Source organism: Odoribacter lunatus, from assembly GCF_943193135.1.
Lineage (GTDB): Bacteria > Bacteroidota > Bacteroidia > Bacteroidales > Marinifilaceae > Culturomica > Culturomica lunata.
The window spans coordinates 16,271-40,672 of sequence record NZ_CALPCZ010000011.1 but is presented as its reverse complement, the minus strand read 5'-3'; the positions used below and the strand labels follow the sequence as shown (position 1 = coordinate 40,672).

The window sequence follows — 24,402 nt, the reverse complement described above, 5'->3', positions numbered from 1 at the left end:
ACGGTCGTAAAAATTAAAAAAAATTATGCAAACGATTTATTTGTTTATTTCAAAATAAAGCCCTACATTTAGTCCAGCGATTAACCATAAAACTTTTGAGCTATGACAACAAAGATGACATTCAACGAATTGAGGAAAATTAAAGACGAATTACCCTCAGGCAGCATGCAGAGAATTGCAGACGAATTAGGCATTGATGTTGAGACAGTCCGGAATTATTTCGGAGGAGATGACTATAATCAGGGAAAAGCCGTCGGCATCCATTTTGAAAAAGGGCCCGAAGGCGGAATAGTACAGATTGACGATACAACTATCTTAGATAAAGCAAAAGAATTGCTTGCGGAATAAAATACATGAATCGCATAACTCTAAAAGCTGGTAAAGATAAATCGGTTTTCAGGTATCATCCGTGGATATTTTCCGGAGCCATTGCAAAAATGGACGGGAAAATTCAAGAAGGAGAGCTTGTGAAAGTCTATAATTCTGAAAACCGGTATCTTGCCACCGGACACTATCAAATCGGTTCTATAGCGGTCCGTATATTAAGTTTTGAAGATATTGAAATCAATTACGGCTTTTGGAAAAACCGGATAGAACAAGCCTATAAAATGCGTTGCAGCCTGGGACTGACAACCTCCGCAACGAATAATGTATACCGTTTGGTGCATGGGGAAGGGGATGACTTGCCGGGCTTAGTTATTGACTACTACGCCGGAGTAGCGGTAGTCCAGTTTCATTCCGTCGGCATGTATCTGGAACGGGAAAACATCGCAAAGGCATTGTTGGACGTGATGGGAAAGCAGCTGACCGCCATTTATGACAAATCGGAGGGTACACTCCCTTACAAAGCAGCGATAGAGCCTCATAACGGGTATTTATACGGAAAAGCCGAGAACTTTGTCGCACTTGAAAACGGTTTGAAATTCAATGTGGATTGGCTGGAAGGACAAAAGACGGGGTTCTTTATTGACCAACGCGAAAACCGCAGTCTGTTGGAGAAATATGCGCAGGGAAAGAACGTGCTGAATATGTTTTGTTATACCGGTGGTTTTTCTTTCTACGCGATGAGGGGAGGGGCAGCCTCCGTGCATTCGGTGGATGTATCGGCACGGGCAATTGAGCTTACAAAAGAAAATGTGGAGTTGAACTTCCCGGGAGATACGCGCCACGAAGCTTTTGCCGAAGAAGCCTTTCATTTTCTTGAGCATTCCGAGGGTAAATATGACTTGATAATCTTGGACCCGCCCGCTTTTGCCAAGCATCAGAATGTGCTCAATAATGCCATACAAGGGTATAAAAAACTTAACCGCAAGGGGATAGAGGTAATTAAGCCCGGAGGTATTATTTTTACATTTTCGTGTTCACAGGTCATGACGAAAGACTTGTTTCGCCAGACAGTATTTACAGCGGCAGCCAACACGGGCAGGAAAGTACGGATTCTTCACCAGCTGACGCAGCCGGCGGATCATCCGATTAATATCTATCATCCCGAAGGAGAGTATCTCAAAGGATTGGTGCTTTACGTGGAATAAGAACGATTCCCCTTTAGAAAAGTAAAAAGCTATCGGAAGATATTCCGATAGCTTTTTAATTGATGTGTATGTTACCTTAACGGATAGCCTGGGCAACTCGGATTACTTCCTCTGCCAGAGCGTTGGCGGCAGCCTCGTCTTTTGCTTCGGAGTAAATACGGATAATCGGTTCCGTATTTGATTTGCGCAGATGTACCCAGCCTTTTTCAAAATCTATCTTTACTCCGTCGATGTCCGTTACTTTTTCATTGGCATATTTTTCTTTTAACCCTGCCAATATTTTGTCTACGTTCATTTCCGGTGAAAGGGTAATTTTGTTTTTTGAAATGAAATAGGGGGGATAATCCTTCTTCAATTCCGTCATTTTCTTGCCCTTGGCAACATAATGAGAAAGGAACAAGCCGACTCCGACCAAAGCATCCCGTCCATAGTGGCTTTCCGGATAAATCACGCCTCCGTTTCCTTCTCCTCCTATCACGGCATGCGTAGCTTTCATTTTAGCCACTACATTAACCTCTCCGACAGCAGCAGCGTTATATTCCTGTCCTGCTGCGAGCGTAACGTCTTTCAAAGCACGTGATGAAGACAGATTGGATACCGTATTGCCCGGTGTGTGCTTCAAAACATAATCAGCCACTGCAACCAAAGTATATTCTTCACCGAACATTTCTCCCGTTTCGCTGATTAATGCCAGCCGGTCTACATCCGGGTCTACTACAATACCCAGGTCGGCATGACACTCTTTCATCTTTTCTGCAATCTGCGTCAGGTTTTCCGGAATAGGTTCCGGATTATGGGCGAATTTCCCTGTCGGCTCGCAATTCAGTTCGATGACCTCTTTCACGCCCAAAGCTCTTAATAAGCGTGGTATAACAACGCCTCCGATAGAGTTTACCGCATCCACGACTACTTTCAGATTTGCTTTGCTGATAGCTTCCCGATTCACCAATTTTAAGTTCAATACCTGGTCGATATGATACTGGGTATAGTCTTTCTCTGTAATTTCACCCAATTCATCCACCTCTGCGTATTCAAAATCTTCTTTGGCAGCCAATTCCAATACCTGTGCTCCGTCAGCAGCCGACAGGAATTCCCCTTGGTTATTCAGCAGTTTAAGAGCATTCCATTGTTTCGGATTATGGCTGGCGGTAAGAATGATACCCCCGTCTGCTTTTTCCGCAGTAACAGCGATTTCCGTGGTTGGAGTGGTTGCCAGACCGATATTGATTACATCATGCCCCAGTCCGGACAAAGTGGCGGAAACCAATTTAGCATACATGTCTCCCGAAATCCGGGCATCCCGGCCCAATACAATTCGGGCTTTCTTTTTCCCGGCTCCTGTTTTCAGCCATGTAGCATAAGCCGAAACAAATTTTACAATATCAAGCGGTGTCAGGTTGTCACCGGGGCGACCACCTACAGTCCCGCGTATACCGGAAATAGATTTTATTAATGTCATTTGATTCTTGTTTTTATAAAAAAACTGTATTGCGGATAGATTCCTCGCAATACAGTTTCAAAAGGTCATGTTATCAGATAATAGCTTTGTATGCTTCTGCATCCAGCAAATTATCCATTTGTGATTTGTCAGCTACAGAGATTTTTACAATCCATCCCTTGCCATAAGGATCTTTGTTTACCAATTCCGGTTCGTCTTCCAAAGCCTCGTTGAACTCCAACACTTCTCCGGATACAGGCAAATACAGTTCAGAAACAGTTTTTACGGCTTCTATTGTACCGAATGTATTACCGGCCTCCAACGTATCACCGACTGTTTCACATTCTACGAATACAATATCTCCCAATTGACTTTGAGCATAGTCGGTAATGCCAACAAAGGCCTCATCACCTTCAACACGAATCCATTCGTGCTCACTGGTGTACTTTAATTCTGCAGGTACATTCATGATTTTATCATTTTAGTTTGTAAACGGAGGCGCGTCGCCTCTCTTCAATTATTATTAATTTTATACGGATAAAAACTTAATCCTTCTCTCAAAGATAGGTCAAAGTTAAGCAAAATCTCCGGAAATATCGAACAAAAAGGGGTAAAAGTCTTCAAATTGCTTGTTAATAAGGTGTTTATGAAGACAAACGAAGACAATAGGAAAAACAAGGTAATGCAAAAGTACGCGGATTTATGAAGCTTTTAAGTTTCCAAATCGTTACCTGCTAAAAAGGAACTTTTAACATTTGGCGCTGACATTGTCTCCTTATGGCTGTGTTTGGCTTACAAGGTCTAACTCGTTGATAGTTAGTTTTACAATCAAAAAAGACGAGTATGGCAAGAAGTACATTCAAAGTGCTGTTCTATGTGAACGGCAGCAAGGAGAAAAACGGCATTGTCCCCATCATGGGACGAGTGACAATCAACGGGACCGTGGCGCAGTTCAGCCGCAAACGGGACATCCCGAAAATTCTTTGGGACGTGAAGGGCAATCGTGCCAAAGGCAAGAGTATGGAAGCCCGAGACATCAACAACGCTCTTGACAATATCAAGGCGCAAATCATCAAGCACTATCAACGCATTTCTGACCGTGAAGCATACGTTACGGCTGAAATGGTGCGTAACGCCTATCAGGGAATAGGCAGCGAATATGAAACGCTTCTCGGAGCTTTCGACAAGGATTGCGCCAGCTTTTTGAAACGAACGGGCAAAGACCGCAGTATCGGCACATACAAGATAATGGTTCTGGCGCGAAACGACGTGGCGGCCTTTATCAAGACGTTCTATAAACGTGCTGATATGTCTATGCTGGAACTTACTCCCGACTTTATCAAGGAGTTTGCCGCCTACCTGATGACCGAAAGGGGACTGAAGAATGCAACCGTCTGGCTCAGATGCATGTGGTTGAAAGGTGTCGTGATGCGAGCCCATTATAACGGGCAGATACCCTGCAACCCATTTGCACATTTCCACATCAGCCCAAACGTGAAGGAGCGCGAGTATTTGACGGAAGACGAAATCAAAAGAATCATGTTGCATAAGTTTGACACCCCAACCCTTGCACTGGTGCGCGATCTGTTCGTCTTCGCCTGCTTTACCGCTTTGTCTTTCGTAGACGTGAAGGAACTGACGAATGACAATATCGTAGAGGTGAACGGAGAGAAATGGATAATCTCCAAACGCCATAAGACGAACGTCCCGTTTCAGGTGAAGTTGCTGGACATCCCCTTACAGATAATCGAGCGTTACAAAAACCGTTCCGATGACAAGTCCGTGTTCGGGGAAATCAATTATTGGGTGATGTGCAAGCAGTTGAAAAGAGTTGTCAAGGCATGCGGCATAGAGAAACAAATCTCGTATCACTGCGCCCGGCATACTTTCGGAACGCTGGCTCTCAGTAAAGGCATACCCATTGAGAGCGTGAGCCGCGTCCTGGGACATACGAACATCGTCACCACCCAAATTTATGCGAAAATAACCACACAGAAACTCGACAACGACCTGACGATGTTCGGGAACAAGCTGAATGCGTCATTCGGAAATATAACCATATAATCAGACAATACCATGAAACGAAGCATAATAACAATGGACGAGAATGGAAAAGTAACCGTATCGAACCATACGACAGAAATATGGATGAACGAAACGGAACTGGCGGAACTGTTCGGGGTGATTGTCCCGACAATCCGTGCAGGCATCGAAGCCGTCTACAAAAGCGGAGCATTGAAAGCATACGAAGCGGAACGATATATCCGGCTGGACAACGGTTTGTCCTGCGATGTCTTTTCCCTGTCTATGCTTGTGGCGCTCGCTTTCCGCATCGATTCATATGGGACAAAACAAGTGCACAACTTTCTACTGAAGAGGATGATGCACGGGCGAAAAGAGAAAACAGGCATCATCCTTTTGTTGAATATGGGGAAAAGTTCAGCAGGTTTCATATCGTAAAATCATTGTATGAAGAAAAGAATTTTCAACGGGAAAAAGAGAGTTGCTCGAAATGTATCCCCTCAAATTTTGGAGGTAGCAAGTTTATGTCGGCGTATTACATTCGCCGACTACTTGCTCCTCAGAAAAGCCGGAGGAGGTCGCTCCTGATGGTCACAATTTAATTTATCAGCGAAACGCTCTTCCTACGAGAATATGTTTTTTCAAGAGTTAAAAAGATCATCCATTACGACCTCGCTGTGGACAATGCCATAATGTTTTCCTTTCCCAAGCACGAAAAACAACAGACAATTTTCCATTGGCAGAGCCTATGATATGTTTTTCGATTGAAGTCAGTTCCCGACTACGTTTCTCTTTTATGACCTCCTTTTATCCTGTTTCCATTTATACAATATTTGGAACAGTGTCGATTATTGTAATTTATTAACTATTAGTTAACGAATTACAAGAAAGAAGAAACTCAATTCGCTGTATATAGGCTCTATTGGGCATTTATTCTATTAAAAAATACATCCTTCTTTTTATAGTTTACATTATCCCAAATCTTTACATGCAACCGATTTCCCTCCACCTTTCTATTTATAGCATAAGCATTTAATAGATAATTTGATAATATGCTGTTAGGAAGATTTGTCCAAGAAGTACCAACAAACTCTATCCATTGTCCATTCTTCCATTCTTCTGGAGAGAGGGACTTTTGATTTAATACTCCATTATACTTCAATGTTTGGAATATTAAATATTTATTATCAATGGATATGACACTCTCACAATTATAGGTAACCGAATTTCCTGTACTTTCTTTGTTAATAGAAAGTTGTGCTTTATATTTCTGTCTCTTTATTTGATACACTCCAACCCAATATCCACATATATCATCGCAATCTCCCATAATTATAGGCTGAGGCTGTTTTGTCTTTCTTATATTAGCATCTATTGTTTTTTTTAGTGAAGCCTGAAGCCCCTCATATCCTTTTTCTCTGTCATAACCAATTACGATAAGATTATTGATGTCGACGGGCACATCGTCTAAATCTCCATGTTTGATAAAAATAATAATTTTGTTCTGGCCATAGGCATATCCTATTTCAAAGAAAACATTCGGATTTTCAACCGATATATCAGCAATGACAAATGTACAGCGATCTATTTCATTTTGTATATTATTTAGAATATAGCCTAACTTTGGTTGTTCGTCCATCCTTATACACTCTATATCCTCAAATTCTTCTTCAATCAATGGTTTAATGTGTTTTTTATAAACTACATCAAAATCCTTTGAGAAAGGCATTGCGACAAAACATGATATCGGTTTCATTGTTCTTTTCGAGTTATATGGTGATACAAATCTTTAATTAACCAAGTCAATACCTTTTTGGCATGAATACAAAAACGGGTATCCAACTCATATATTGAACCATACATATAATCTGCCGCATACGGACAACCACCTCCACAAATACTCAGACATTCGCAATCCTGGCATTGAGGCATTAAAAGCGGGGTTCTTTTCTTCCAATATTTATAATCAGGATGTTCTCTAAAATCAAATTCTGAATCCGAAACCTTGGCTGAAAAATATTTTCGGTTATTCAAATATCCATGACAAATACCGATTGTTCCGTCCGGAGCTATAACATATTGATTGCCACCACTGGCACAACAATCATACAAGTGCATTTTATTCTCTTTAAAGGAATGTACTTTTCGCATTATTCTGTCTTCATACATTCCAATCGTTCGTAACTGACCGAATGTTTCCAACATAAAGTCCGTTGCCTCCTCGTAATAATTATCGTTTTGTAATGTTTCCTTGTTGGGTATCAAAAGATTAAACGCTATTGTCAATGGAGACAACTTCAGAATTTCCGGCAGGACTGTATTCCTGTGTCTAAGTAAAGTATCCGTAATCGTAATAGAAAGACTAAACGGCACATTCATCTCATTGCACAAGGCGATTTTTTGTTTGACCACATCATAGCTGTCGTTTCCTGTCTTATCTATTCTCTGAGAATGTGATTCCTTGTCTACATCATAAGAAATACTCAATGCAATACCATACTCTTTAATGGATTGCAATATATCCTTTGTCAATAAAGAACCATTGGTAATCAATGCATATTTAACATCATCCGGCCAATAGTGTTCTTGTTTTATTCTATTGACCTCATCCATGAAAAACTTTATGATATCGAAATTTAATAATGGCTCTCCCCCATAGAATGTTATGGTCTTATCGTATGAATGCTGTTGTTTCTCGTAAGTTCGTTGCAATAGCATCACAGCGTTCGTAGCGACCTCTTTTGTCATCACTTTTACGGGATATACATTTTGAACGGCATTCGATATAAAGCAATACTTGCAATTGAAATTACAATTTTCGGTTACAACTATGTAGGCATTGGATATTGCCGGTTCAGCAATCATATCCATACACTTTGAATACAACGCGCTATCCTCTTCATCGTTATTAACAACAAAATAATTTGTATATAGATAATTAATCATTTCAACTGTTACATGGTCATTCGTTGTGCCTTTCTCGAAAAACAGATTTATTTGTTGGGATTCTTGATTAGTAACGAATACAGTACGAATCAATAGCGCATGATATAATGCCACAACATTGTCCTCAACAGGGAAGGTATGGACATATTTTGAGTATTGCATATCAAGTTTACAGTTAGCAATAAAATCAATCAGGATTCTATTCGCTTAATTAATCATAGGATAAATCCGAATATATGCTTCGGATTTATCCAACACAACGTTTCACAATCGAATAGTTGCCCGTGTATTAAAAGTCTCTCTCATTATTGGCGCATTGCAATTGCAACCACATGTACAATTACCTGCATACATTTTTTGTGTGCTAATTGATGTGGATTGTTTGCACGGACAACTGCAACCGCCACCACAAACCGCCATATGTACTTCCATATAATCGACAACCTTCCCTTGAATCTGTCGATAATCATTAACTTTGGGTATGAACATATATTAACCATTTTAGTCCTACTCTAACGGCTTCGTAGGTCTTGCCATATTCTATCTTGTTTGGTTATTTTTTATCTTTAACAACATAAATATATCCAGAACTCATTTGTGGTATAGGAGTCTGTAGATCTGTAAGTCCTTCAGTAACTAGTTTATAATATCCTGCACGGAAAGGTTTATTGTTATTACTATAATGATACGCATGCTCACTATCATCAATACATGACAAGTTTAATATGATACTTTCTTGCTCGTTTTTAATACACACACAAGTCAGTTTATATTCCCGATACACTTTATACTTTGTTTCTGATTTTATAAATTTATCATACCTATTATAATAGTTAACGACAAATCTCTGGTTTTTAAAGTTAGATGATTTTGAAATATTTGTATATATTGGAAATGAAAGTTTTTTCCCAATTATTTGATATTTTTTAATAATATCTACTATTTCATCTTTTGTCGCTATATGATACCCTTCCGGAACCGAGATACGGTAGTAGCCATATTCAACAAGTTCTCTAAAGTTATACATATTAGGTAATTGTTTAACTGCCTCTTCTATGGACGTAGATGTTCCTCCTATTATTAATGTAGGTGTTATTATTTCTAAAATAATATTTTCTGCTAATTTGGTAAGGCTTTCTATGCCACTTACGCTCCCACTCGTTTCTGCCGAGTTTACAATCTGTGCCGTTTGAACGTCAATCATACGGGCAGAGATAAACATTGACTCGAAAAGCTCGGAAACATCGGCAACCAATACATAACGAACTCCGAACTGCTGTCCCAATCGTGCAATTTGATTGTCGCTGACTGCTCCCGACATCTGGTAATCTTGCTCTTTGGTCAATTCACCCAAGAAGTCAGCGGTACGTTCTACGGCTGCATAGTTCTCGCTACGGGTTATTCCCGTTACCAATTTCGAACCGATAACTTTTTTATATCCATTTTCAGCATCACCTGTTACATATACCGCCACTTTCTGTTTAACGGCCTGTTGTGCCATAGCAACGCCAAACAAACATAGCATGGCTACAATTAAAGAAAATCTTTTCATGATTTATTTTGTTTTAGGTTTATTTTGATTTTGCAGAAACAAGCCGGAATGCCACATTATTGGCAAGAGCTATCCAATCATCCGTAGATTTTATTTTTTTGCTTGCGTCTGCTGATTTAATAATAAGACCTCCTTCCACATCAATCATGCGTGCAGAAATGAAACCGGTATCATCGGATTCCGTTACCTCGAAAACGGCTACATAACGAACACCCAAACGACGTCCCAATTCTGCAATCTGGTCATCACGGACTTCGCCAGACAATTGATAGTTCTGTTCCTTGGTAAGCACATCAAGGAAAGCATCCGTACGTTCCACTGCCGCATAATTTTCACTGCGCGAAATTCGTGAAACAGCCTTGGAACTGATGATTTTCTTGTAATTGTTACTGACTTCGCCCGATACATAAACAGCGACCTTTTCTCTAACTTGTGCTTGTGCAAATATTGACACACCCACAACCAACAAGATAAACAATGATACCTTTTTCATCTTTTTGTGTTTTACGTTTTTTCTTTACTTTCAGACCATCTCTTTGATAGAGATAATCCAAGATGCTATGTCATTGAAAACAAGAGCGTTTTTATTTGTAAAATCCAAACAAAACAATCAAAAATGATAAAAGACTTGGCAGTAAAAATTCATTGAAAGTTGTCAGAATATGAAAAAAAATGTATTTTCGCACCGTCAGACTATCTCTATCAAAGAGTTAGCATACATCCCATACAAACATTCCCTTACAACTCTCTTAAAATCCTGTTGTTGGCTTCATCTATTTGATTGGTCTGTATGGTAGCGAGATATATGCGTGTAGTTTCTTCATTGTCGTGTCCCATACCCTCGCTGATAACACTTAACGGTACGTTTCTCGCCTTGGCAATGCTTGCCCAACTGTGGCGACTGACATACATGCTCAATGGCATTGCGATTCTTGCAAGTTGTGCGATTTGCTTCAACTTTCGATTGACAAACAAAATCTTATTGAGATACTGCTGTCGTTCCGTACCGTCTTGACGGATTATAATCGGCAACAGATACTGAGTCGGATTCTCCGGGTACTTGTCAACAATTTCCTGCATCGCCCTTTCCCAACGAATAGCAAGTTGTTGTCCCGTCTTTTTGCGGATGTAGGTAACATATCCATGCGACAAATCCTTCTTTCGCAGATAGGCAATATCGATAAACGACATACCACGCATATAAAAGGAGAACAGAAATATATCTCTCGCATAATCCAAATCGGGAGCATCGGTTAAAATCAACTCTTTGATACGCTTTATCTCTTTAAGCGTTATCGCTCGTTTGGCTGTTTTATCCACGCCCGTATAAACTCTTTTGAACGGGCCCGTCTGCACAGTCAAACCGTCCTCTACCGCCCGATTGTAGATACACCGCAAAATCCGCATATAAAAAGAAGTTGTGTTACGGCTAAGACTATTTGCTCGCATATAACTCTCGTAATGTTCGACCATATCGGCATCGAGCATATCGAAATATAAATCGACTCCGCTACGAAACCGCATAAAACTGTTCAGCGTTTGCCGATAGGTTTCACTCGTGCGCAGTTTGCCAAGTTTTTTCAACCGCTCCGACTGGTAGCGCATATACTCAAAGACGGTAGTTATATCAGATGCAGATTTTTTGTAGCGACGAATAATATCTTCGGCCGTATATGGCTTACCGACCGATTCAAAAGACTTCACAACCTGTTCCAACTTACTCTGTTCCCACGCAATCTTGTCTCGAATAACTTTAAGTGCATGGTTGCGACTCTCCGATTCGGGCGAGCTACTTGCAATACCTCCATTCTGCCATTCACTGACATAAATACAATAGTCGGTCTTAACCTGCTTGACGATTCGATTGTGAATAATCTGAAAATACAGCACACCCTTCTTGTTGTCGTTCGTATGCGTCCTGAATTTTAATTTGATAGATGTCATATAACTTTATTCATTATAATTTTGTTTGGATTTGTTCTTATAAACAGTCTTTGTCACCGCCAGTGGGGAAAATATAACTTGACAATAACTTAGGGGGTAATAATCCCCCCAAGTACCCCCTAAGCACCCCTCAAGTAGAATCGCCAATACAGAAAATGGGCAATTCTTATATGACCATAAAAGAGATAGCAGAATTATGCGGTATCAAAGATTTAAAATATTTCTGCAAGAGCTATATCGCCCCAGCATTGGAAGCGGACGTGATAGAGCGTTTATATCCTCACCCCAACCACCCAAGACAGAAATATCGATTGAATGAAGCTGCACAGAAATAAGAAATGGCTTCAACCCAATAGACCAACGGGATGCCACTTCCCATGACTCTAGAAGTGGGTAGCGGGCGGTTTCGGTGCACCCGAAACACAAACTTGCTACCCCAAAATTTAAAACCTCTCCATTTTGAGTTGCTCGAAATAATTCCATACCTGCTATCGTCTTAATGACTACAATTTATGCATTGTTCGAGGTCGTCCTGATACATTCCCAGAAGACGCATTATGAAGTTCTCCAACAGTCCAGACACACCAATTCGTCTGCATACTTTCCCAATTTGCCTGAATATAGTCATTACAGACAGGGAGTATACTTGGTATAGTGATTACAGAATAGACACTTATGACGGTAAACACACGGATAATATCCTGTCGAATGAGAAAATTCTTTACAGGAAGAACGACATTAAAGGGATGCCGTCTGATTTTCTTGAGAGAGCGCAGTTCTCCGGCTGCCCCCTCTGATGCATTATCAACACCTAAAAAGAAAACAGCTTGCCGGATAACACCGTATCGGTGCTCCATGCAGGCTGTTTTTCTGTTTTCTTTCCGTCGCTTGTTCCCATTGCCGGATGCCTTCTGGGACGTGCCATTGACAGATGCAAGGTTTTCGGATAGAATACGCTCCGTAGGAGGAAGATTGTATCCGAAACGGTCTTGCCGCCCGACCTTGCATTTCTCAAAAGCTACACGCCTATCTTTGCACCGGATAGCGGAAACAAGCGACGGAAAGAACGGACTTATCTGTTTAATTGTATACAATAGAAAGTAAATAAGACAGGGATTAGAGAATGTAAGATATTTCGGAAAATTTCTTGACCTGATTTTACGTATCTCGGATTTTATTACTATTTTTGTATTAAGACGAGTGACAGATACAGCAACTCACAGCAAGGTACAGAAACAGACACGGTTGCCAATTCGTTACCTCTATCTTAGTTTTTCTTTCAAACTTTCAATAACTAAGGTGGTTACAAGAATTTTCCAGAGTTAAGCAAAAATTTTAATAAGTTCTTGTAGCGTTTCTACTTTTTACAAACGTTTTCTAATTTTTTATTTGAAAAAAATATTACTATTTTTTTGAAGTAGATGTTTGCAAGTTAAAAAAAATCGTTCTACATTTGCACCGCTATTGAATGATAGTTGTTCTTTAAAATCTGGTGCGGTAGTTCAGCTGGTTAGAATACAGGCCTGTCACGCCTGGGGTCGCGGGTTCGAGTCCCGTCCGCACCGCTTGTCAAAGACGAAAATTTAAGAAAAGTCCTGAAGTTTAATGCTTTGGGACTTTTTCTTTTTCCGTCCACCCAAGCAAAAAGTCCCCAAACCGGGCAATTCTCACGGGCTTATTCGTTGGACTTTCTCCGGCGAAAAAAAGTCCAACGATTTACATCCTTTTTCTCTGTTTCACAACGTTTTGCGTGTCGAGTTTCGGAGCATCCAGAGCTAAGTTTGTACCATTAAAAAAAGTGAAAACATGGGAGAAGAAAAAAGACGTTCGACATTCAGCGTTTTGTTCTACATCAAGAAGCAGAAACTGCTGAAAAACAGAGAGGCGCCCGTCTGCATGCGCCTCACAGTAAACAAGCAGAAAGCGGAAATTATGATTAAGCGGAGCATTCCGATCGAGTTATGGAATCAAGCCAAGGAGTGTTCCAAAGGGAAAGACCGGATTGCCAGGGAACTCAATTATTATATCGGCGCAGTGCGTGCCAAGATACTGCAGATTCACCGGGAATTGGAAATGGACGGCAAGGAAATATCCGCTACCGTCGTCCGCGACAGGTTCTACGGACGGGACAAGGTGCAGCGTTCCCTGCTGGAAGTGTATGCGGAGCATAACGAGAAGTGCAGGGGATTAATGGGAAAGGAATACTCTCCGGCCACCGTGGAGAAGTTCGAGACTTCCATTCGGCATTTAAGGGCGTTTATCCGTTCACAATATCATCGGGAGGACTTGTTCCTGAATGAAGTGAACGGACAGTTCATCCGGGATTTTGAATACTGGTTGAAAACCGCCATGGGATGCCAGAACAATTCCGCCCTGAAGCATCTGAAGAATTTAAAGAAAGTCATCCGGATTGCCTTGGCAAACGAATGGATGACGAAAGACCCGTTTTACGGCATCCATTTCAAAATGGATGAAGTGAACATCGAGTTCCTCACCAAGGAGGAATTGGAGGTGCTGATGAACAAGGAGTTCGCCATTAAACGACTGGAACAGGTGCGGGATGTCTTCGCCTTCTGCTGTTTTTCCGGCATGGCGTTCTCGGATGTCTATCAGCTTAGCCGGGAGCATCTGATCAGGGACAACAACGGAGCCTTGTGGATTCGGAAGGCGAGACAGAAGACGAAGCAGATGTGCAATATTCCTGTCCTCACCCCTGCCCAAAGGCTGATTGACAAGTATGCGGATTGTCCCGAATGCGTGACGAAAAACGTGCTGTTCCCGGTATTGAGCAACCAGAGGATGAACGCCTACCTGAAGGAGATTGCCGACTTGTGCGGAATCCAGAAGCGGTTGACGACGCACGTAGCCCGTTATACGGCAGCGACGAGCGTGTTCTTAGCCAATGAAGTGAGCATGGAAAACGTGGCGAAGATTCTCGGGCATGCCAACATCAAAATGACACAGCATTATGCCAAGGTGCTGGACCAGTCCATTATGCGGGATATGGGAAAGGTGGAAAAAAGCTTTTTAAAGGAATGTGTATGATGAACCGAGGAATCATTACAATCAGCGAAACGGGGGCTGTCACGATGCCGGACGTCCCCGTATGGATGACCCTGCCGGAAATAGCCGACCTGCTCGGCGTGTTCGAGTGCGATGTATGCAAGGCTGTCAAGTCCATTTACAAGAACAAGGAACTGGACGAGTTCGATACGGCGAAGTATGTCAGGTTGCCCAATGGCATCAGTTACGATGTTTACAGCCTTGAAATGGTGATAGCCGTCTCGTTCAGGATACAGGGCAAGGGATGTCATATCTTCCGGCAATATGTGATGAAACGGTTATATTCTGGAAATAAAGAGTGTATAGTACCTTCGGTGTACTTTATCGTACACGGGGAAGTCTTTAACCGAAAAGGTCGGGATAAAGGAGGTATATACAATTAAACAGACACGTCCATTCTTTCCGTCGCTTGTTCCCGTAATCCGGTTGCAAAGATAGGCGTGCAGCTTTTGAGAAGTGCAAGGTCGGGGCGGCAAGACCGTTTCGGATACAATCTTCCTCCTACGGAGCGTATTCCATCCGAAAACCTTGCATCTGTCAACGGCACGCCCCAAGAAGCATCCGGCAACGGGAACAAGCGACGGAAAGAAAACAGAAAAACAGCCTGCACGGGACACCGATACGGTGTTATCCGGCAAGCTGTTTTCTTTTTTGGTGTGGACAGCCGGAGAACTGCGCTCCCTCAAGAAAATCAGACAATCTTCCTAATCTTTCCATTGGAACGCTTCCCGATACCCTTCCTCCAGCATCCTTTCAATGTCGCTCTCTCGGTAAAGAATCTTTCCGCCCAAAAGGATATACGGGATTCTTCCCTCGTTCCGGTAGTCCTGCAATGTCCGTCGGCTCACTTTCAACCGGGCGGAAAGTTCCTTGTCCGTCAGATAGCGTTCCCCGTTCAAGACAGGACGGCAACCGGCGGCAAGACGTTCCATTCCTTTCAGTATCCTCTCGAGGCTTTCCATAAAGCGGCTGACCCTTTCGTTCTTTTCCGTTATCAGTTCGTTGTTCATAGGCATTTGTTTTTAGGTTTAATTTCAGTTTTAATTTGTTGTTCATTTTACTTCATTTCCGGATTCAGTGGTGCTTTATTTCAAATCGTCCTGTTCTTGAATCCTGCTTCTTTCCGTCTTTCCTCCACAACCGGGAGAATGCGTCTCACGTCCTGGGGCTTGTAATAGATTTTGTAGTTAATCCGGCTGTACGCCAGCGTGCCGTTATCCCGAAGCGTCTGCAACGTCCGGGGACTGATATTGAGCATCCGGCAGACGTCCTGATTGTCCAGCCATTCTCCCATGCCCTTGTCTCCGCATCGCTGGCAAATTTCCTCCACCCGGTTTACAAACCGCTCAAATTTCTCACTCATTTCATCAAATGTTTTCTTTTCAATCGTGATTACTTTCATACGTTTTAGTGGTTTTAGTGTGAATACTGGTTTCATATCATTTGCGAAATAAAACAGTTTTACCCATAGCATCGCACAGATTAAGGCAAGTGGCAGCATTTAGCGCCGATAATGTAGTAATTGACCGGATAATTGTATTTACCATTATAAGTATTTTTCCTGTAATCACTGTACCGGATGTACTCCCTGTCTGTAAAGACTACTGTCAGGCAAATCGGTGAGGTATGCACGGTAGCATCCTTGTCCCTTGTAGCAATAGCCGACAAAATTGACGCATTGGCTCCAATCGTTTGGCTGATGACGGAGGCTTCCTTTCTTTTGCTCCCGATAACGGGTCGAAAGTATATACCGAGACCATTTAATAAATCCTATAAACCATTAAAACACGATTCATTATGACAGAGAAAAGAAAAACATCGGCAGGAAGCGAAGACGAATATCGGGACTTTCATCCGGAAAGCTATTTCCCGACAGAGAATTACCGAAAAATGGAAGATTCCGAAGAGGCAGAACGTCCGGCAGAAGTGCCCATATCCTCCGAGAAAACAGAACGGGATGTTTCGCCTATCATCGAATCACCTACCAAACGTATCAGCAGCAGGCAACGACGGCTTTCCCTGGAGGAATACCGCACCGTCTTCCTGCAAGTCCCCCGAATCGAGGACCGCAAGCCCGTGTTCATCAGCGGAAGCGTCCGTGACAAACTGGACAGGATTGTCCGCACCCTCGGAACAAGGCGGATGAGCGTATCGGGACTGCTGGAGAATCTTGCAACACATCATCTGGAAATCTATCGGGACGACCTCGAACAATGGCGTAAACTATAACTGTATACGGTTTGACGGATATACAGGGTATAAACAGTTATCCAACCATACCCTCTATATCCGTTAAGCCATGCTTTGGAAAAAACAATCCCTCTTTCGACGGATTGTTATTAGCGTCAGCTAATAGCGAGTTGTATTTTGAGTGCCTCAAAATCTTTCGAGTGCCTCGAAACTCGCCCTCACATTTCATGTTCGGGAAAGGGGTACTCCCAAGTCGTATCCCCTATTTATAACAATAAAAATTGAGCCAAAACCATGACCGATTTAAAACAGACAACCGTGTTAAAAAAGACTTCCACGGAGAAAAGAAAAGCCGGACGCCCACGCAAAGCAAACAAGAAAATCCACCGGGTAGCAGTCCGGTTCACTGAGGAAGAAAACATTCATTTCCTCACATTGTTTGAACGCTCCGAAAAGAAATCCCATTCGGAATTTCTCGCAGACAAGGTACTGAATACCCCTATGAAGATAATCCAATATGATAAAACTCTCCATGACTTTATCGTCAAACTTAGTTCCTTTCCTGCACAGGTCAAGGCGATAGGCAACAATTATGACCAGGTCATCAAATTCCTCTTCAAGCATCTGGATGAAAAAAAGGCCCGACGGCTGCTGTATCCCCTTGAAAAGGCAATCATCGAGTTGGTGAAAGCCAATCATGAAGTGAAACAACAAATCCAGCAACTTCTCAAGTATGATTGCGAAGATTACAGGCGGTAAATCCATATACGGGGTTTTAAGATACAACGGATTGAAAACGGATGACGGAAAAGCGGAAGTCCTCCTGCAGAACAACATGCTTGCTTCTCCCGACAATCGGTTCGATATGGGTCTGTGCATGCGTTCCTTTGCCCCCTGTCTCATTGCCAACAGACGTACGGAGAAACCCGTCATCCATATTTCCCTCAATCCCGCCCCGAAAGACCGGGTAACGGACAGGGAACTGTCTGAAATGGCGGAGAGATACATGCAGGGAATGGGATACGGCAACCAGCCGTACATTGTCTTCAAGCATGCCGATATAGACCGCCAGCACCTCCATATCGTAAGTGTCCGGGTAGACGAAAGCGGAAGAAAGATAAAGAGCGACTTTGAAAACAGGCGTTCCATGGAGATATGCAGAAAACTGGAACGGGAATACGGACTGCATGTGGCAGGCAAGGAAGAACGGACGGACACGCCCGAATTGAAGAAACTGGACTATCCGCGGGGAGACGTGAAACATCAGGTCGGCAACATTGTGAAATACCTGTTTGAGAATTATCGGTTTCAGTCGTTCGGGGAGTTCCGCACCTTGTTGGAGTTGTTCAATGTGACGGTGGAAGAAGTAAAGGGAAGCATCTATGACAAGCCTTACCACGGCTTGCTCTATGTAGCTACGGATGACCACGGGAAGCGGATAGGAACGCCCTTCAAGTCTTCCCTGTTCGGGAAGTCGGTAGGATGTGAGGCGTTGGAGGAGAAATTCAAAGAATCGGCGCAGGCGATTAAAGAAGAACGGATTCGGGAGAAGCTGTACCTTGTATTGAAACAGGTGATGCCACAAATTACGGACAGGGAGGATTTTACACGACGGTTGAAAGAAAAAGGTATAGGAGTATTTTTCCGACAGAATGAGAACGGAAGGATTTACGGGGTGACGTTCATTGACCACAAAAAACGGACGGTGCTGAACGGTTCGAGGCTGGGAAAGGAATTTTCCGCCAACATGTTTCAGGAAAGATTTGCAGGAAATCAAAGCACCGAGAAACAGAGCCTACCTTATGAAAACAGGGATTGGAATTATAGACAAGTGTATGGTGGCAGCCGGAACACGGAAAGTATTGAAAGTCGGCAGGAGCATAAAATGGGTATTTCAGGTGGTTTGTTGAATCCTCCGTCTAATTCCGTTCCCGACTATGCGGAACCGCTGTGGATAGAAGAACAAAGGCGCAAGAGGAAGAAGAAAAGAGGATGGAGGTTGTAAGTACGAACAAGTTTGTAAATACTTATTTTAAATGGGGTTTATTACCGTAATTATGTGAGTATTCTGTTGAGGAAGCTACTCTTTTAAGGGTATAATCAAGGGGATTCCTCTTATTTTTTAATCAATAAATTTTATATATTTGCTCACAAATAACTAATGACACAAACAAAGAAACAGAAATTATTACGTATAATAATATAAAACGTTCCTAAAGTAGGAACGGGGAAAATATAAAAAGTGAAAGCTTTTTGTCTGTAGTCTCACGTTGAAAAATCGCCAAAATTTTACTACCGAGAGATAGACAAAATAGTTTCACTCCTGTATAGGCGTGAACTATGGATTCTATTTAGTAGGTAGTAAGGCGTTTGGCGATGCCCTCAACGTTACGGAATAGAGGAAATATTTTACGCCTTTTGTATGTTTTAATATTTTAAACAATGAAATATCAGTCCACGTCAACCAAATCCTTTAATCTTACTTTTAGTGCTTTGCTGATTTTATAAAGGGTTCGTATGGTTGGATTCGTATTTCCGGTTTCAAGTCTGCCGATGTTTTCTATATTGGTATCAGCGGCGAGTTCCTCTTGAGTCATATTTTGGGATTCTCTGATTTCTTTAATCTTTTTCCCAATTTTTAAAAACAATATCCTTTCATCCATGATTTACTGTCATATATGATAGTAACAAAGGAAAAGAGAGCATATGGTTTGTTTTATATCATATATGACATGATATGTTAAAATATGCGATATGGCACATCATAAAATAAGTTCATTTATCGTGTATAAACTTTTAAAACTAATACAATGAAAACTAATCAGCCGACGCCAAAGAAGAAGCGAATTATATCCAATGAAAAAAATAAATCTTCACCAGAAAATAGCTTTATCATTAAGGATAAAGAAGAAAAGGCAGAAATCTATCACAGGCTGACTCAATTATTTTGTTCTGAATTATTTACGATTCTGGAGAACCGTAATATAGAAAGCAAAGAAATAGAAGTTGCAACTTCCCGTAGTTATAAGTGCAAACTTGCCCACCTGGTATCTCTCATGGAAGAAATAAAACACTATAACCATCCCCAACTGAATCAATGGTTAGAAATTGAAAAGCTGGAAATGATTTTAGATTTACCAGAAATTGCCGACAGGGAATGGAGTAAAGAAAGTCCCGCCTATCAACGAATATTTCTTGATTTTTTGAATATTCACACCTCTGTATATGAAAAAGCAATAAGACTGTTGAATGAAAAAAACTATTAGATCACTAAAAGACTATGAAAGAGAACAAACAATCCATACAAATCGGACGGGAATATATCCATGGGATTTCCGTGAAAGAACTGGAAATATTAAACCATTTTATACAGGAGTTCCTGTCCAAAGAAAAAGAGATTCCCAACGCTGCCTTATCGGGAGAATCTGACTCGCTCTCACAAAAACAAATACTCATTTATAAGGATACCTTTTATGATTTTCTCGACCGGAAATTTGAAACTGACTACTCGCTGTTTGTCGGTAACGATTCAATTACGGAAATATCAGGAGAAGAACTTATAAGATTATATCTTACACTCCGGTCATTTCTATTCCAGTCGGAGCAATTTGTGGAAAGAGGGACAATAGCGACCCGGAAACCCAATAAAGTGAAACGGAAAGAAATCGGGATTACAACTTACACACCTCGGGAACCATTTACCAACTCAGAGGAAATCACGCCTTTTATCAATAAACGGACTTGGATAACGGATGATATTCTGTCTCCCCAAAGTGATTACACTTTATCCACGCCCAAAGGTTCTGCTTTTCGCATTTGTCAAGAAGACCTTCTTAGATTATCCCAAAGAATAGGAAACTTTCTTGCCGCACTGACCGATAATTAAATGACAGGACGGGAGTAATAATTCACAAATCATTATTCCCGTCTTTATTTTTTTAAGGATTATTATACAGAAAGAAAGGTCATGCCAACATTAAAAAATTATAATTCTGTCTATTTTCCTGCGGGAAAGCACAACAAGAGAATAGAATTCCAAGACATAGAAAAAATATACATCTCATTCAATTAGACATGATATTGTTTAATTAATCCGCCGCTCAAAAGCGACATACGTCTATTAAATTCCATTGGCTATTCAAGCATATAACGCTGTACCCACCGTTCACCTTCTGAAAAAATTATTCTTCTGCAAAATATAGAGTATTTCTATTAAATCTTTTCCGGAAAATTCTTTAAAAGAATCTCTATATTCTTTAAAACATCCTCAATTTCATTATTATATAAACGCCTATCATATAAAAGGATGGATAATTCTTTCATTTTTTTATGTATTGAAAAAAAATGTTTATAATTTTTTTGATTTATAATCGTTAATAATTTATCAAGCTCTTTATAAGGATTATAACCTAATTCATTCGTAATAAGTGAGACTAATAAAATTATATTATTCTTTAGATTTTTGCTTAATTTTTCTAAATCATTTTCCATATATTTTATTTAATTTGATTTGGATAAAGTCTTTCAAAATCACATGATATGTACATATATATCAGTTTCCTCTTTTTGATTATTAGTATAATTCACAATGATTTGTGTATAATTATTTTTAGGATTTATTAATTCTGAAAGAATTGAAGGACCACATATACAGTCAATCCTTCCTATTGTAAAACGAATTAAGTTTTTATTTCATTCTACATTTTGAACCTCAATTTTTGTATCACCATCTTCAAGTAAATTATAGATTTCATTATAATTATCATCATCATTTTTTGTCCTTCTATCCGATCTATATAACTTTACCATCAGGAAAAAACTTAAATATCTTGTGTATTTATATACAAAAAACAAACCTGCATTATAATCTACACTTATATTTTTATACACTGATACACTCCACTATACGATATTCTATTAATCATATCATTTTTCAAATATTCCATTTCTTATTCCTGATTTATAATTATAACCATCAATATCCTACATTTCTTTCTACAAAATCTACCCCTCACCTATAATATGACTTACCCCCAAAATTGACACTTTCGAGAGTCAAAATCATCATGCAATATTATACAATTCTAATAAATTAAGGCATTATCAAAATCCAGATTATCGTTCTCTCTATCGTCTAAGGTTATGAAGCTAATGAAATATGTCAACAAGTTCAAACAATACGAAAGTAATAAAATAAATTGGCTGAAGAAACAAGGGAAAAATATCATTCACTATAAAACTGTATATAATGTATATGTTTTTGTATAAATTTGCCCTGTAAATGTGTTAAAAAACTTCCCCTTGGTTTCTGAAGTTTTACACATAAAATCAGCAACAGATAATAAGACCAATAACACAGATATTTATAATTATAACTTAGATAACATTATAAGTTGCCTGAGAAATGCTCTTAAACAAAGATTTTATGACTTCCCAAAAGTAGTAGAATTTCCTGTTCCATATCAAGATAAAATATTTTTCTCAGATAAATATTTGAATTTCAACAGTAAATTCTCAAAAAGTTTAATTAAAATCTGCTCTATAATTGCGTTTCACAACAACTCGACTCTATCTGACTTGGAAAATGCAACACTATTGGATCTTGCCAACGATATTCCATTTATATCAAGAACATTTTCTGAAGAAGAAAGCAGTATATCGGAAATTAATAATAGTATAGCAACATTCTTTGACAAGGCTTTTGAATATGGAATAATATCAGCCAAAGAACATTTTACTATTTCCTTGAATGATTTTGTCCCTCACTCTGTCTTAATTGATGAAAAAACAAATGGGTGTAAATTTAAATCTAACTTAAAAGAAAGGTATCTTAATCAAAATCGTAAATGGGGAACTTTAATTGAGTAAAACGTATAGTTCATATCCTGTTAGTTATGATTATACTCATGCTATTCCACTTGCTAATTAATAGATTATTTAGTATTTATTGTACGATATTACACTTGGAAAACAAAAAGAAAAAGTTATATGTATCTCCAGCAAAGAGATTACTGCTCTTAGTTTGCTAATTACTTTTTTTAAGATAGTACAAATTATTACGCCCCAGAAACACAAAATAAAATTATGTTAGAGAATTAAACTCTATTTATACACAACATTTAGCAAAATTATTGATATGTTTTTGCAGGTGATTGTACCAACGAAAACCCTAAATACCGGAATTTTTGAAATAATTCGGTGTTAACATATATTAAAAACCAGAGACGTAATATAAAACAGGCCATATTTAAATATTTGCAGGAGAGTTCTGAACACTCAATCTCCTTCCTTGGCGATTTTACAGAATATGGTTCTGTGGAAACGATAAGAAAGATTTTACTACAAGCTCGTATGCAAGGACTGGTACCACATCTTTCTCATGGAGTATACTTAAAACCCATGCATTCCCGATTCGGAGAGGTGCCTCCCCCAATGGAAGCCATCGCCAAAGAAATTGCAGAAAGGAATCATGTGGAAATTATGCCAACAAGAAGTACTGCTGCTAACATATTGGGATTATCAACACAGGTGCCTATGGTGGTTTCCTTTCTCACTACCGGTTCATCACGAACCATTAAAATCGGGAAAAGAGCCACCAAGTTTAAGCATGCTGTACCAAGAAATTTTGCCTATAAAGGAAAAACAATCCCATTAATTGTACAAGCTTTGAAAGAATTGGGTGAAGCAAATATCACCGAACAAACGAAATCGGCTTTGTCCGCATGTATAACAAAGGCAAACGACAGCCATACATTCTGTGAAGACATCCTGCTTGCCCCCGCATGGATTCAAACCATTATTAAACCCATCATAAAGTCAAACAATGAAGCATTGGCAGCACAACAATAATATAAAATAAGTCTACTTTGGAAAAATGAAATCAGACAAAAATATCGCGATTGTCTACTCTAGAAAAATGTTTAACTAAAAATTTTTTCCGTATATACTTTTTCGAGCCGGTACAATTGTTTCTGCAAAACACCCCAAATTAATTCAGCAAAGTCCCTCAATTTTATTCAGCAAAACAGCGCAAATTTGTTCAACAACTTTGTTAGGTGTTGATCCCTTCTGCAGCATCTATGATATCAAGTTTTATATCATCCCAATTCTTGCTGAGCAGACATATCGGATCAAAATCTTTGTCTGCCATATTGAAATTCGTCCACTGATTTAATAATTCGGCATCATCATGTTCCCATTTATGTCGCGCAGCATGAATGGCAAACATCTCTGGCAATGTATATTTGTCAAGAAGCAAATGCAAATCCCAAAAATCCTTTTTGCGACCACCACGTAACACCACATTCATTTTCATTGCGATAATATCCCTGACATCCGCAAGGCGAATCCCGTCAATCATCTCTATAGTCTCTAAAAACGGATCGGTATACATCAGGTCCAATTTTATACAATCATTAGCAGATGCTCCAATATAATAACTGCGACCAAACCCTACTATTGATGTTTTGTTTGGACTATCGTAATAGGGAAACCGCAACTTCAACCAATTTTCAAAGACCACGAAATCAAGACTGCCATACTCTGCATCTGTAAATAAATCTATATCGACAGACTTGCGATGTCCATATCGCAAACTTAAATTTGTTCCTCCAACCAATCGAAACGGAGAAAACAATTCATTCTCCATCAGTTCGCAAAGGATATCCTTCAGCATCGGTGAAACAGTCTCGTAATGCAGGCTATTGGTTGTCATA

General features: G+C 40.1%; 29 protein-coding genes, 1 tRNA gene and 1 pseudogene. 17 read left to right on the top strand and 14 right to left on the bottom strand.

Annotated features, from left to right (window positions below; translation table 11 throughout):
• Positions 1-102: 102 nt before the first annotated feature.
• Positions 103-348, top strand: a complete 246-nt coding sequence (locus NFR61_RS06080; RefSeq protein ID WP_251621723.1) for a DNA-binding protein — start codon at positions 103-105, stop codon at positions 346-348.
• 5 nt (positions 349-353) lie between these two features.
• On the top strand, positions 354-1,532 hold the full coding sequence (locus tag NFR61_RS06075) for a class I SAM-dependent rRNA methyltransferase (RefSeq protein WP_251621722.1): 1,179 nt from the start codon (positions 354-356) through the stop codon (positions 1,530-1,532).
• Between the two features lie 76 nt (positions 1,533-1,608).
• Here NFR61_RS06075 and glmM read toward each other — a convergent pair whose 3' ends face one another.
• Both glmM and gcvH read right to left on the bottom strand, forming a co-directional pair.
• The gene (gene glmM / locus NFR61_RS06070; protein ID WP_251621720.1) at positions 1,609-2,991 is read right to left on the bottom strand and encodes a phosphoglucosamine mutase; all 1,383 of its coding nucleotides are present in this window, start codon (positions 2,989-2,991) and stop codon (positions 1,609-1,611) included.
• A 73-nt stretch (positions 2,992-3,064) separates the two neighbouring features.
• Complete coding sequence (gcvH, locus tag NFR61_RS06065; RefSeq protein ID WP_251621712.1) at positions 3,065-3,439, bottom strand: glycine cleavage system protein GcvH; 375 nt, start codon at positions 3,437-3,439, stop codon at positions 3,065-3,067.
• Between the two features lie 374 nt (positions 3,440-3,813).
• Between gcvH and NFR61_RS06060 the strand changes: the two genes are divergently transcribed.
• The 3 genes from NFR61_RS06060 to NFR61_RS06050 are packed head-to-tail and all read left to right on the top strand — an operon-like array spanning position 3,814 to position 5,580.
• Entirely contained in the window at positions 3,814-5,034 is a 1,221-nt protein-coding gene (locus tag NFR61_RS06060; RefSeq protein ID WP_251621710.1) for a site-specific integrase, read from the top strand.
• Between the two features lie 12 nt (positions 5,035-5,046).
• Positions 5,047-5,430: a virulence RhuM family protein gene (locus NFR61_RS06055; RefSeq protein ID WP_251621708.1), complete on the top strand. Its 384-nt coding sequence runs from the start codon at positions 5,047-5,049 to the stop codon at positions 5,428-5,430.
• 9 nt (positions 5,431-5,439) lie between these two features.
• Positions 5,440-5,580 (top strand): hypothetical protein, encoded by a 141-nt coding sequence (locus tag NFR61_RS06050; RefSeq protein WP_251621702.1) that lies wholly within the window; start codon positions 5,440-5,442, stop codon positions 5,578-5,580.
• 331 nt (positions 5,581-5,911) lie between these two features.
• Here the strand turns inward: NFR61_RS06050 and NFR61_RS06045 are convergent, their stop codons facing one another.
• The 5 genes from NFR61_RS06045 to NFR61_RS06025 form a co-directional block, all read right to left on the bottom strand.
• Positions 5,912-6,748 carry a nucleotide-binding protein gene (locus NFR61_RS06045; RefSeq protein ID WP_251621700.1) on the bottom strand — a complete coding sequence of 279 codons (837 nt, stop codon included), beginning with the start codon at positions 6,746-6,748 and terminating at the stop codon, positions 5,912-5,914.
• The gene (locus tag NFR61_RS06040; protein WP_251621698.1) at positions 6,745-8,100 is read right to left on the bottom strand and encodes a radical SAM/SPASM domain-containing protein; all 1,356 of its coding nucleotides are present in this window, start codon (positions 8,098-8,100) and stop codon (positions 6,745-6,747) included. Before NFR61_RS06040 ends, NFR61_RS06045 begins: the two co-directional genes overlap by 4 nt.
• A 391-nt stretch (positions 8,101-8,491) precedes the next feature.
• Entirely contained in the window at positions 8,492-9,490 is a 999-nt protein-coding gene (locus NFR61_RS06035) for a CsgG/HfaB family protein (protein WP_251621696.1), read from the bottom strand.
• A gap of 19 nt (positions 9,491-9,509) precedes the next feature.
• On the bottom strand, positions 9,510-9,983 hold the full coding sequence (locus tag NFR61_RS06030) for a hypothetical protein (protein WP_251621694.1): 474 nt from the start codon (positions 9,981-9,983) through the stop codon (positions 9,510-9,512).
• Between the two features lie 245 nt (positions 9,984-10,228).
• Entirely contained in the window at positions 10,229-11,434 is a 1,206-nt protein-coding gene (locus NFR61_RS06025; protein WP_251621693.1) for a tyrosine-type recombinase/integrase, read from the bottom strand.
• A 140-nt stretch (positions 11,435-11,574) separates the two neighbouring features.
• Here NFR61_RS06025 and NFR61_RS06020 point away from each other — a divergent pair.
• Positions 11,575-11,769, top strand: a pseudogene (locus NFR61_RS06020) (Fic family protein); the annotation flags it as partial.
• Between the two features lie 168 nt (positions 11,770-11,937).
• Here NFR61_RS06020 and NFR61_RS06015 read toward each other — a convergent pair.
• A complete protein-coding gene (locus NFR61_RS06015) occupies positions 11,938-12,528 on the bottom strand; it encodes a hypothetical protein (RefSeq protein WP_251621687.1) in 591 nt (196 codons plus the stop codon).
• 397 nt (positions 12,529-12,925) lie between these two features.
• Here NFR61_RS06015 and NFR61_RS06010 point away from each other — a divergent pair.
• The 4 genes from NFR61_RS06010 to NFR61_RS05995 all read left to right on the top strand — a co-directional run bounded on the left by NFR61_RS06010 (position 12,926) and on the right by NFR61_RS05995 (position 15,205).
• Positions 12,926-12,999, top strand: a tRNA-Asp gene (locus NFR61_RS06010).
• Between the two features lie 241 nt (positions 13,000-13,240).
• Positions 13,241-14,479, top strand: a complete 1,239-nt coding sequence (locus NFR61_RS06005) for a site-specific integrase (protein ID WP_251621685.1) — start codon at positions 13,241-13,243, stop codon at positions 14,477-14,479.
• Complete coding sequence (locus NFR61_RS06000) at positions 14,479-14,880, top strand: virulence RhuM family protein (protein ID WP_251621786.1); 402 nt, start codon at positions 14,479-14,481, stop codon at positions 14,878-14,880. The genes NFR61_RS06005 and NFR61_RS06000 overlap by 1 nt, the downstream gene beginning before the upstream one ends.
• Positions 14,881-14,953: 73 nt before the next feature.
• Positions 14,954-15,205 carry a hypothetical protein gene (locus NFR61_RS05995; RefSeq protein ID WP_251621683.1) on the top strand — a complete coding sequence of 84 codons (252 nt, stop codon included), beginning with the start codon at positions 14,954-14,956 and terminating at the stop codon, positions 15,203-15,205.
• Here NFR61_RS05995 and NFR61_RS05990 read toward each other — a convergent pair.
• From NFR61_RS05990 to NFR61_RS05980, 3 genes are all read right to left on the bottom strand, one after another.
• A complete protein-coding gene (locus tag NFR61_RS05990) occupies positions 15,202-15,507 on the bottom strand; it encodes a helix-turn-helix domain-containing protein (RefSeq protein ID WP_251621681.1) in 306 nt (101 codons plus the stop codon). The genes NFR61_RS05995 and NFR61_RS05990 overlap by 4 nt on opposite strands.
• 80 nt (positions 15,508-15,587) lie before the next feature.
• Complete coding sequence (locus NFR61_RS05985) at positions 15,588-15,899, bottom strand: helix-turn-helix domain-containing protein (RefSeq protein WP_251621679.1); 312 nt, start codon at positions 15,897-15,899, stop codon at positions 15,588-15,590.
• A gap of 80 nt (positions 15,900-15,979) precedes the next feature.
• Positions 15,980-16,165: a hypothetical protein gene (locus NFR61_RS05980; protein ID WP_251621677.1), complete on the bottom strand. Its 186-nt coding sequence runs from the start codon at positions 16,163-16,165 to the stop codon at positions 15,980-15,982.
• 129 nt (positions 16,166-16,294) lie between these two features.
• Here NFR61_RS05980 and NFR61_RS05975 point away from each other — a divergent pair, with 129 nt between their 5' ends.
• From NFR61_RS05975 to mobB, 3 genes are all read left to right on the top strand, one after another.
• On the top strand, positions 16,295-16,726 hold the full coding sequence (locus NFR61_RS05975; RefSeq protein WP_251621675.1) for a DUF3408 domain-containing protein: 432 nt from the start codon (positions 16,295-16,297) through the stop codon (positions 16,724-16,726).
• A 255-nt stretch (positions 16,727-16,981) separates the two neighbouring features.
• Positions 16,982-17,446, top strand: coding sequence for a plasmid mobilization protein (locus tag NFR61_RS05970; protein ID WP_251621673.1), 465 nt, complete (start codon positions 16,982-16,984; stop codon positions 17,444-17,446).
• Positions 17,421-18,692: a conjugal transfer protein MobB gene (gene mobB, locus NFR61_RS05965; RefSeq protein WP_251621671.1), complete on the top strand. Its 1,272-nt coding sequence runs from the start codon at positions 17,421-17,423 to the stop codon at positions 18,690-18,692. Before NFR61_RS05970 ends, mobB begins: the two co-directional genes overlap by 26 nt.
• Before the next feature lie 445 nt (positions 18,693-19,137).
• Here mobB and NFR61_RS05960 read toward each other — a convergent pair whose 3' ends face one another.
• On the bottom strand, positions 19,138-19,350 hold the full coding sequence (locus tag NFR61_RS05960; protein WP_251621670.1) for a helix-turn-helix domain-containing protein: 213 nt from the start codon (positions 19,348-19,350) through the stop codon (positions 19,138-19,140).
• Positions 19,351-19,497: 147 nt separating this feature from the next.
• Between NFR61_RS05960 and NFR61_RS05955 the strand changes: the two genes are divergently transcribed.
• The gene (locus tag NFR61_RS05955) at positions 19,498-19,953 is read left to right on the top strand and encodes a hypothetical protein (protein WP_251621668.1); all 456 of its coding nucleotides are present in this window, start codon (positions 19,498-19,500) and stop codon (positions 19,951-19,953) included.
• 14 nt (positions 19,954-19,967) lie between these two features.
• The gene (locus NFR61_RS05950) at positions 19,968-20,573 is read left to right on the top strand and encodes a hypothetical protein (RefSeq protein ID WP_251621666.1); all 606 of its coding nucleotides are present in this window, start codon (positions 19,968-19,970) and stop codon (positions 20,571-20,573) included.
• Positions 20,574-20,899: 326 nt separating this feature from the next.
• Here NFR61_RS05950 and NFR61_RS05945 read toward each other — a convergent pair whose 3' ends face one another.
• Positions 20,900-21,178 (bottom strand): hypothetical protein, encoded by a 279-nt coding sequence (locus NFR61_RS05945; RefSeq protein WP_251621664.1) that lies wholly within the window; start codon positions 21,176-21,178, stop codon positions 20,900-20,902.
• Positions 21,179-21,988: 810 nt separating this feature from the next.
• Between NFR61_RS05945 and NFR61_RS05940 the strand changes: the two genes are divergently transcribed.
• Complete coding sequence (locus tag NFR61_RS05940; protein WP_251621663.1) at positions 21,989-22,555, top strand: hypothetical protein; 567 nt, start codon at positions 21,989-21,991, stop codon at positions 22,553-22,555.
• 330 nt (positions 22,556-22,885) lie between these two features.
• Positions 22,886-23,536 carry a DUF6088 family protein gene (locus tag NFR61_RS05935; protein WP_251621662.1) on the top strand — a complete coding sequence of 217 codons (651 nt, stop codon included), beginning with the start codon at positions 22,886-22,888 and terminating at the stop codon, positions 23,534-23,536.
• Positions 23,537-23,738: 202 nt separating this feature from the next.
• On the opposite strand, the gene NFR61_RS05930 is transcribed toward NFR61_RS05935, so the two are convergent.
• Positions 23,739-24,401 carry a nucleotidyl transferase AbiEii/AbiGii toxin family protein gene (locus tag NFR61_RS05930; protein ID WP_251621661.1) on the bottom strand — a complete coding sequence of 221 codons (663 nt, stop codon included), beginning with the start codon at positions 24,399-24,401 and terminating at the stop codon, positions 23,739-23,741.
• Between the last annotated feature and the right edge of the window lies 1 nt (position 24,402).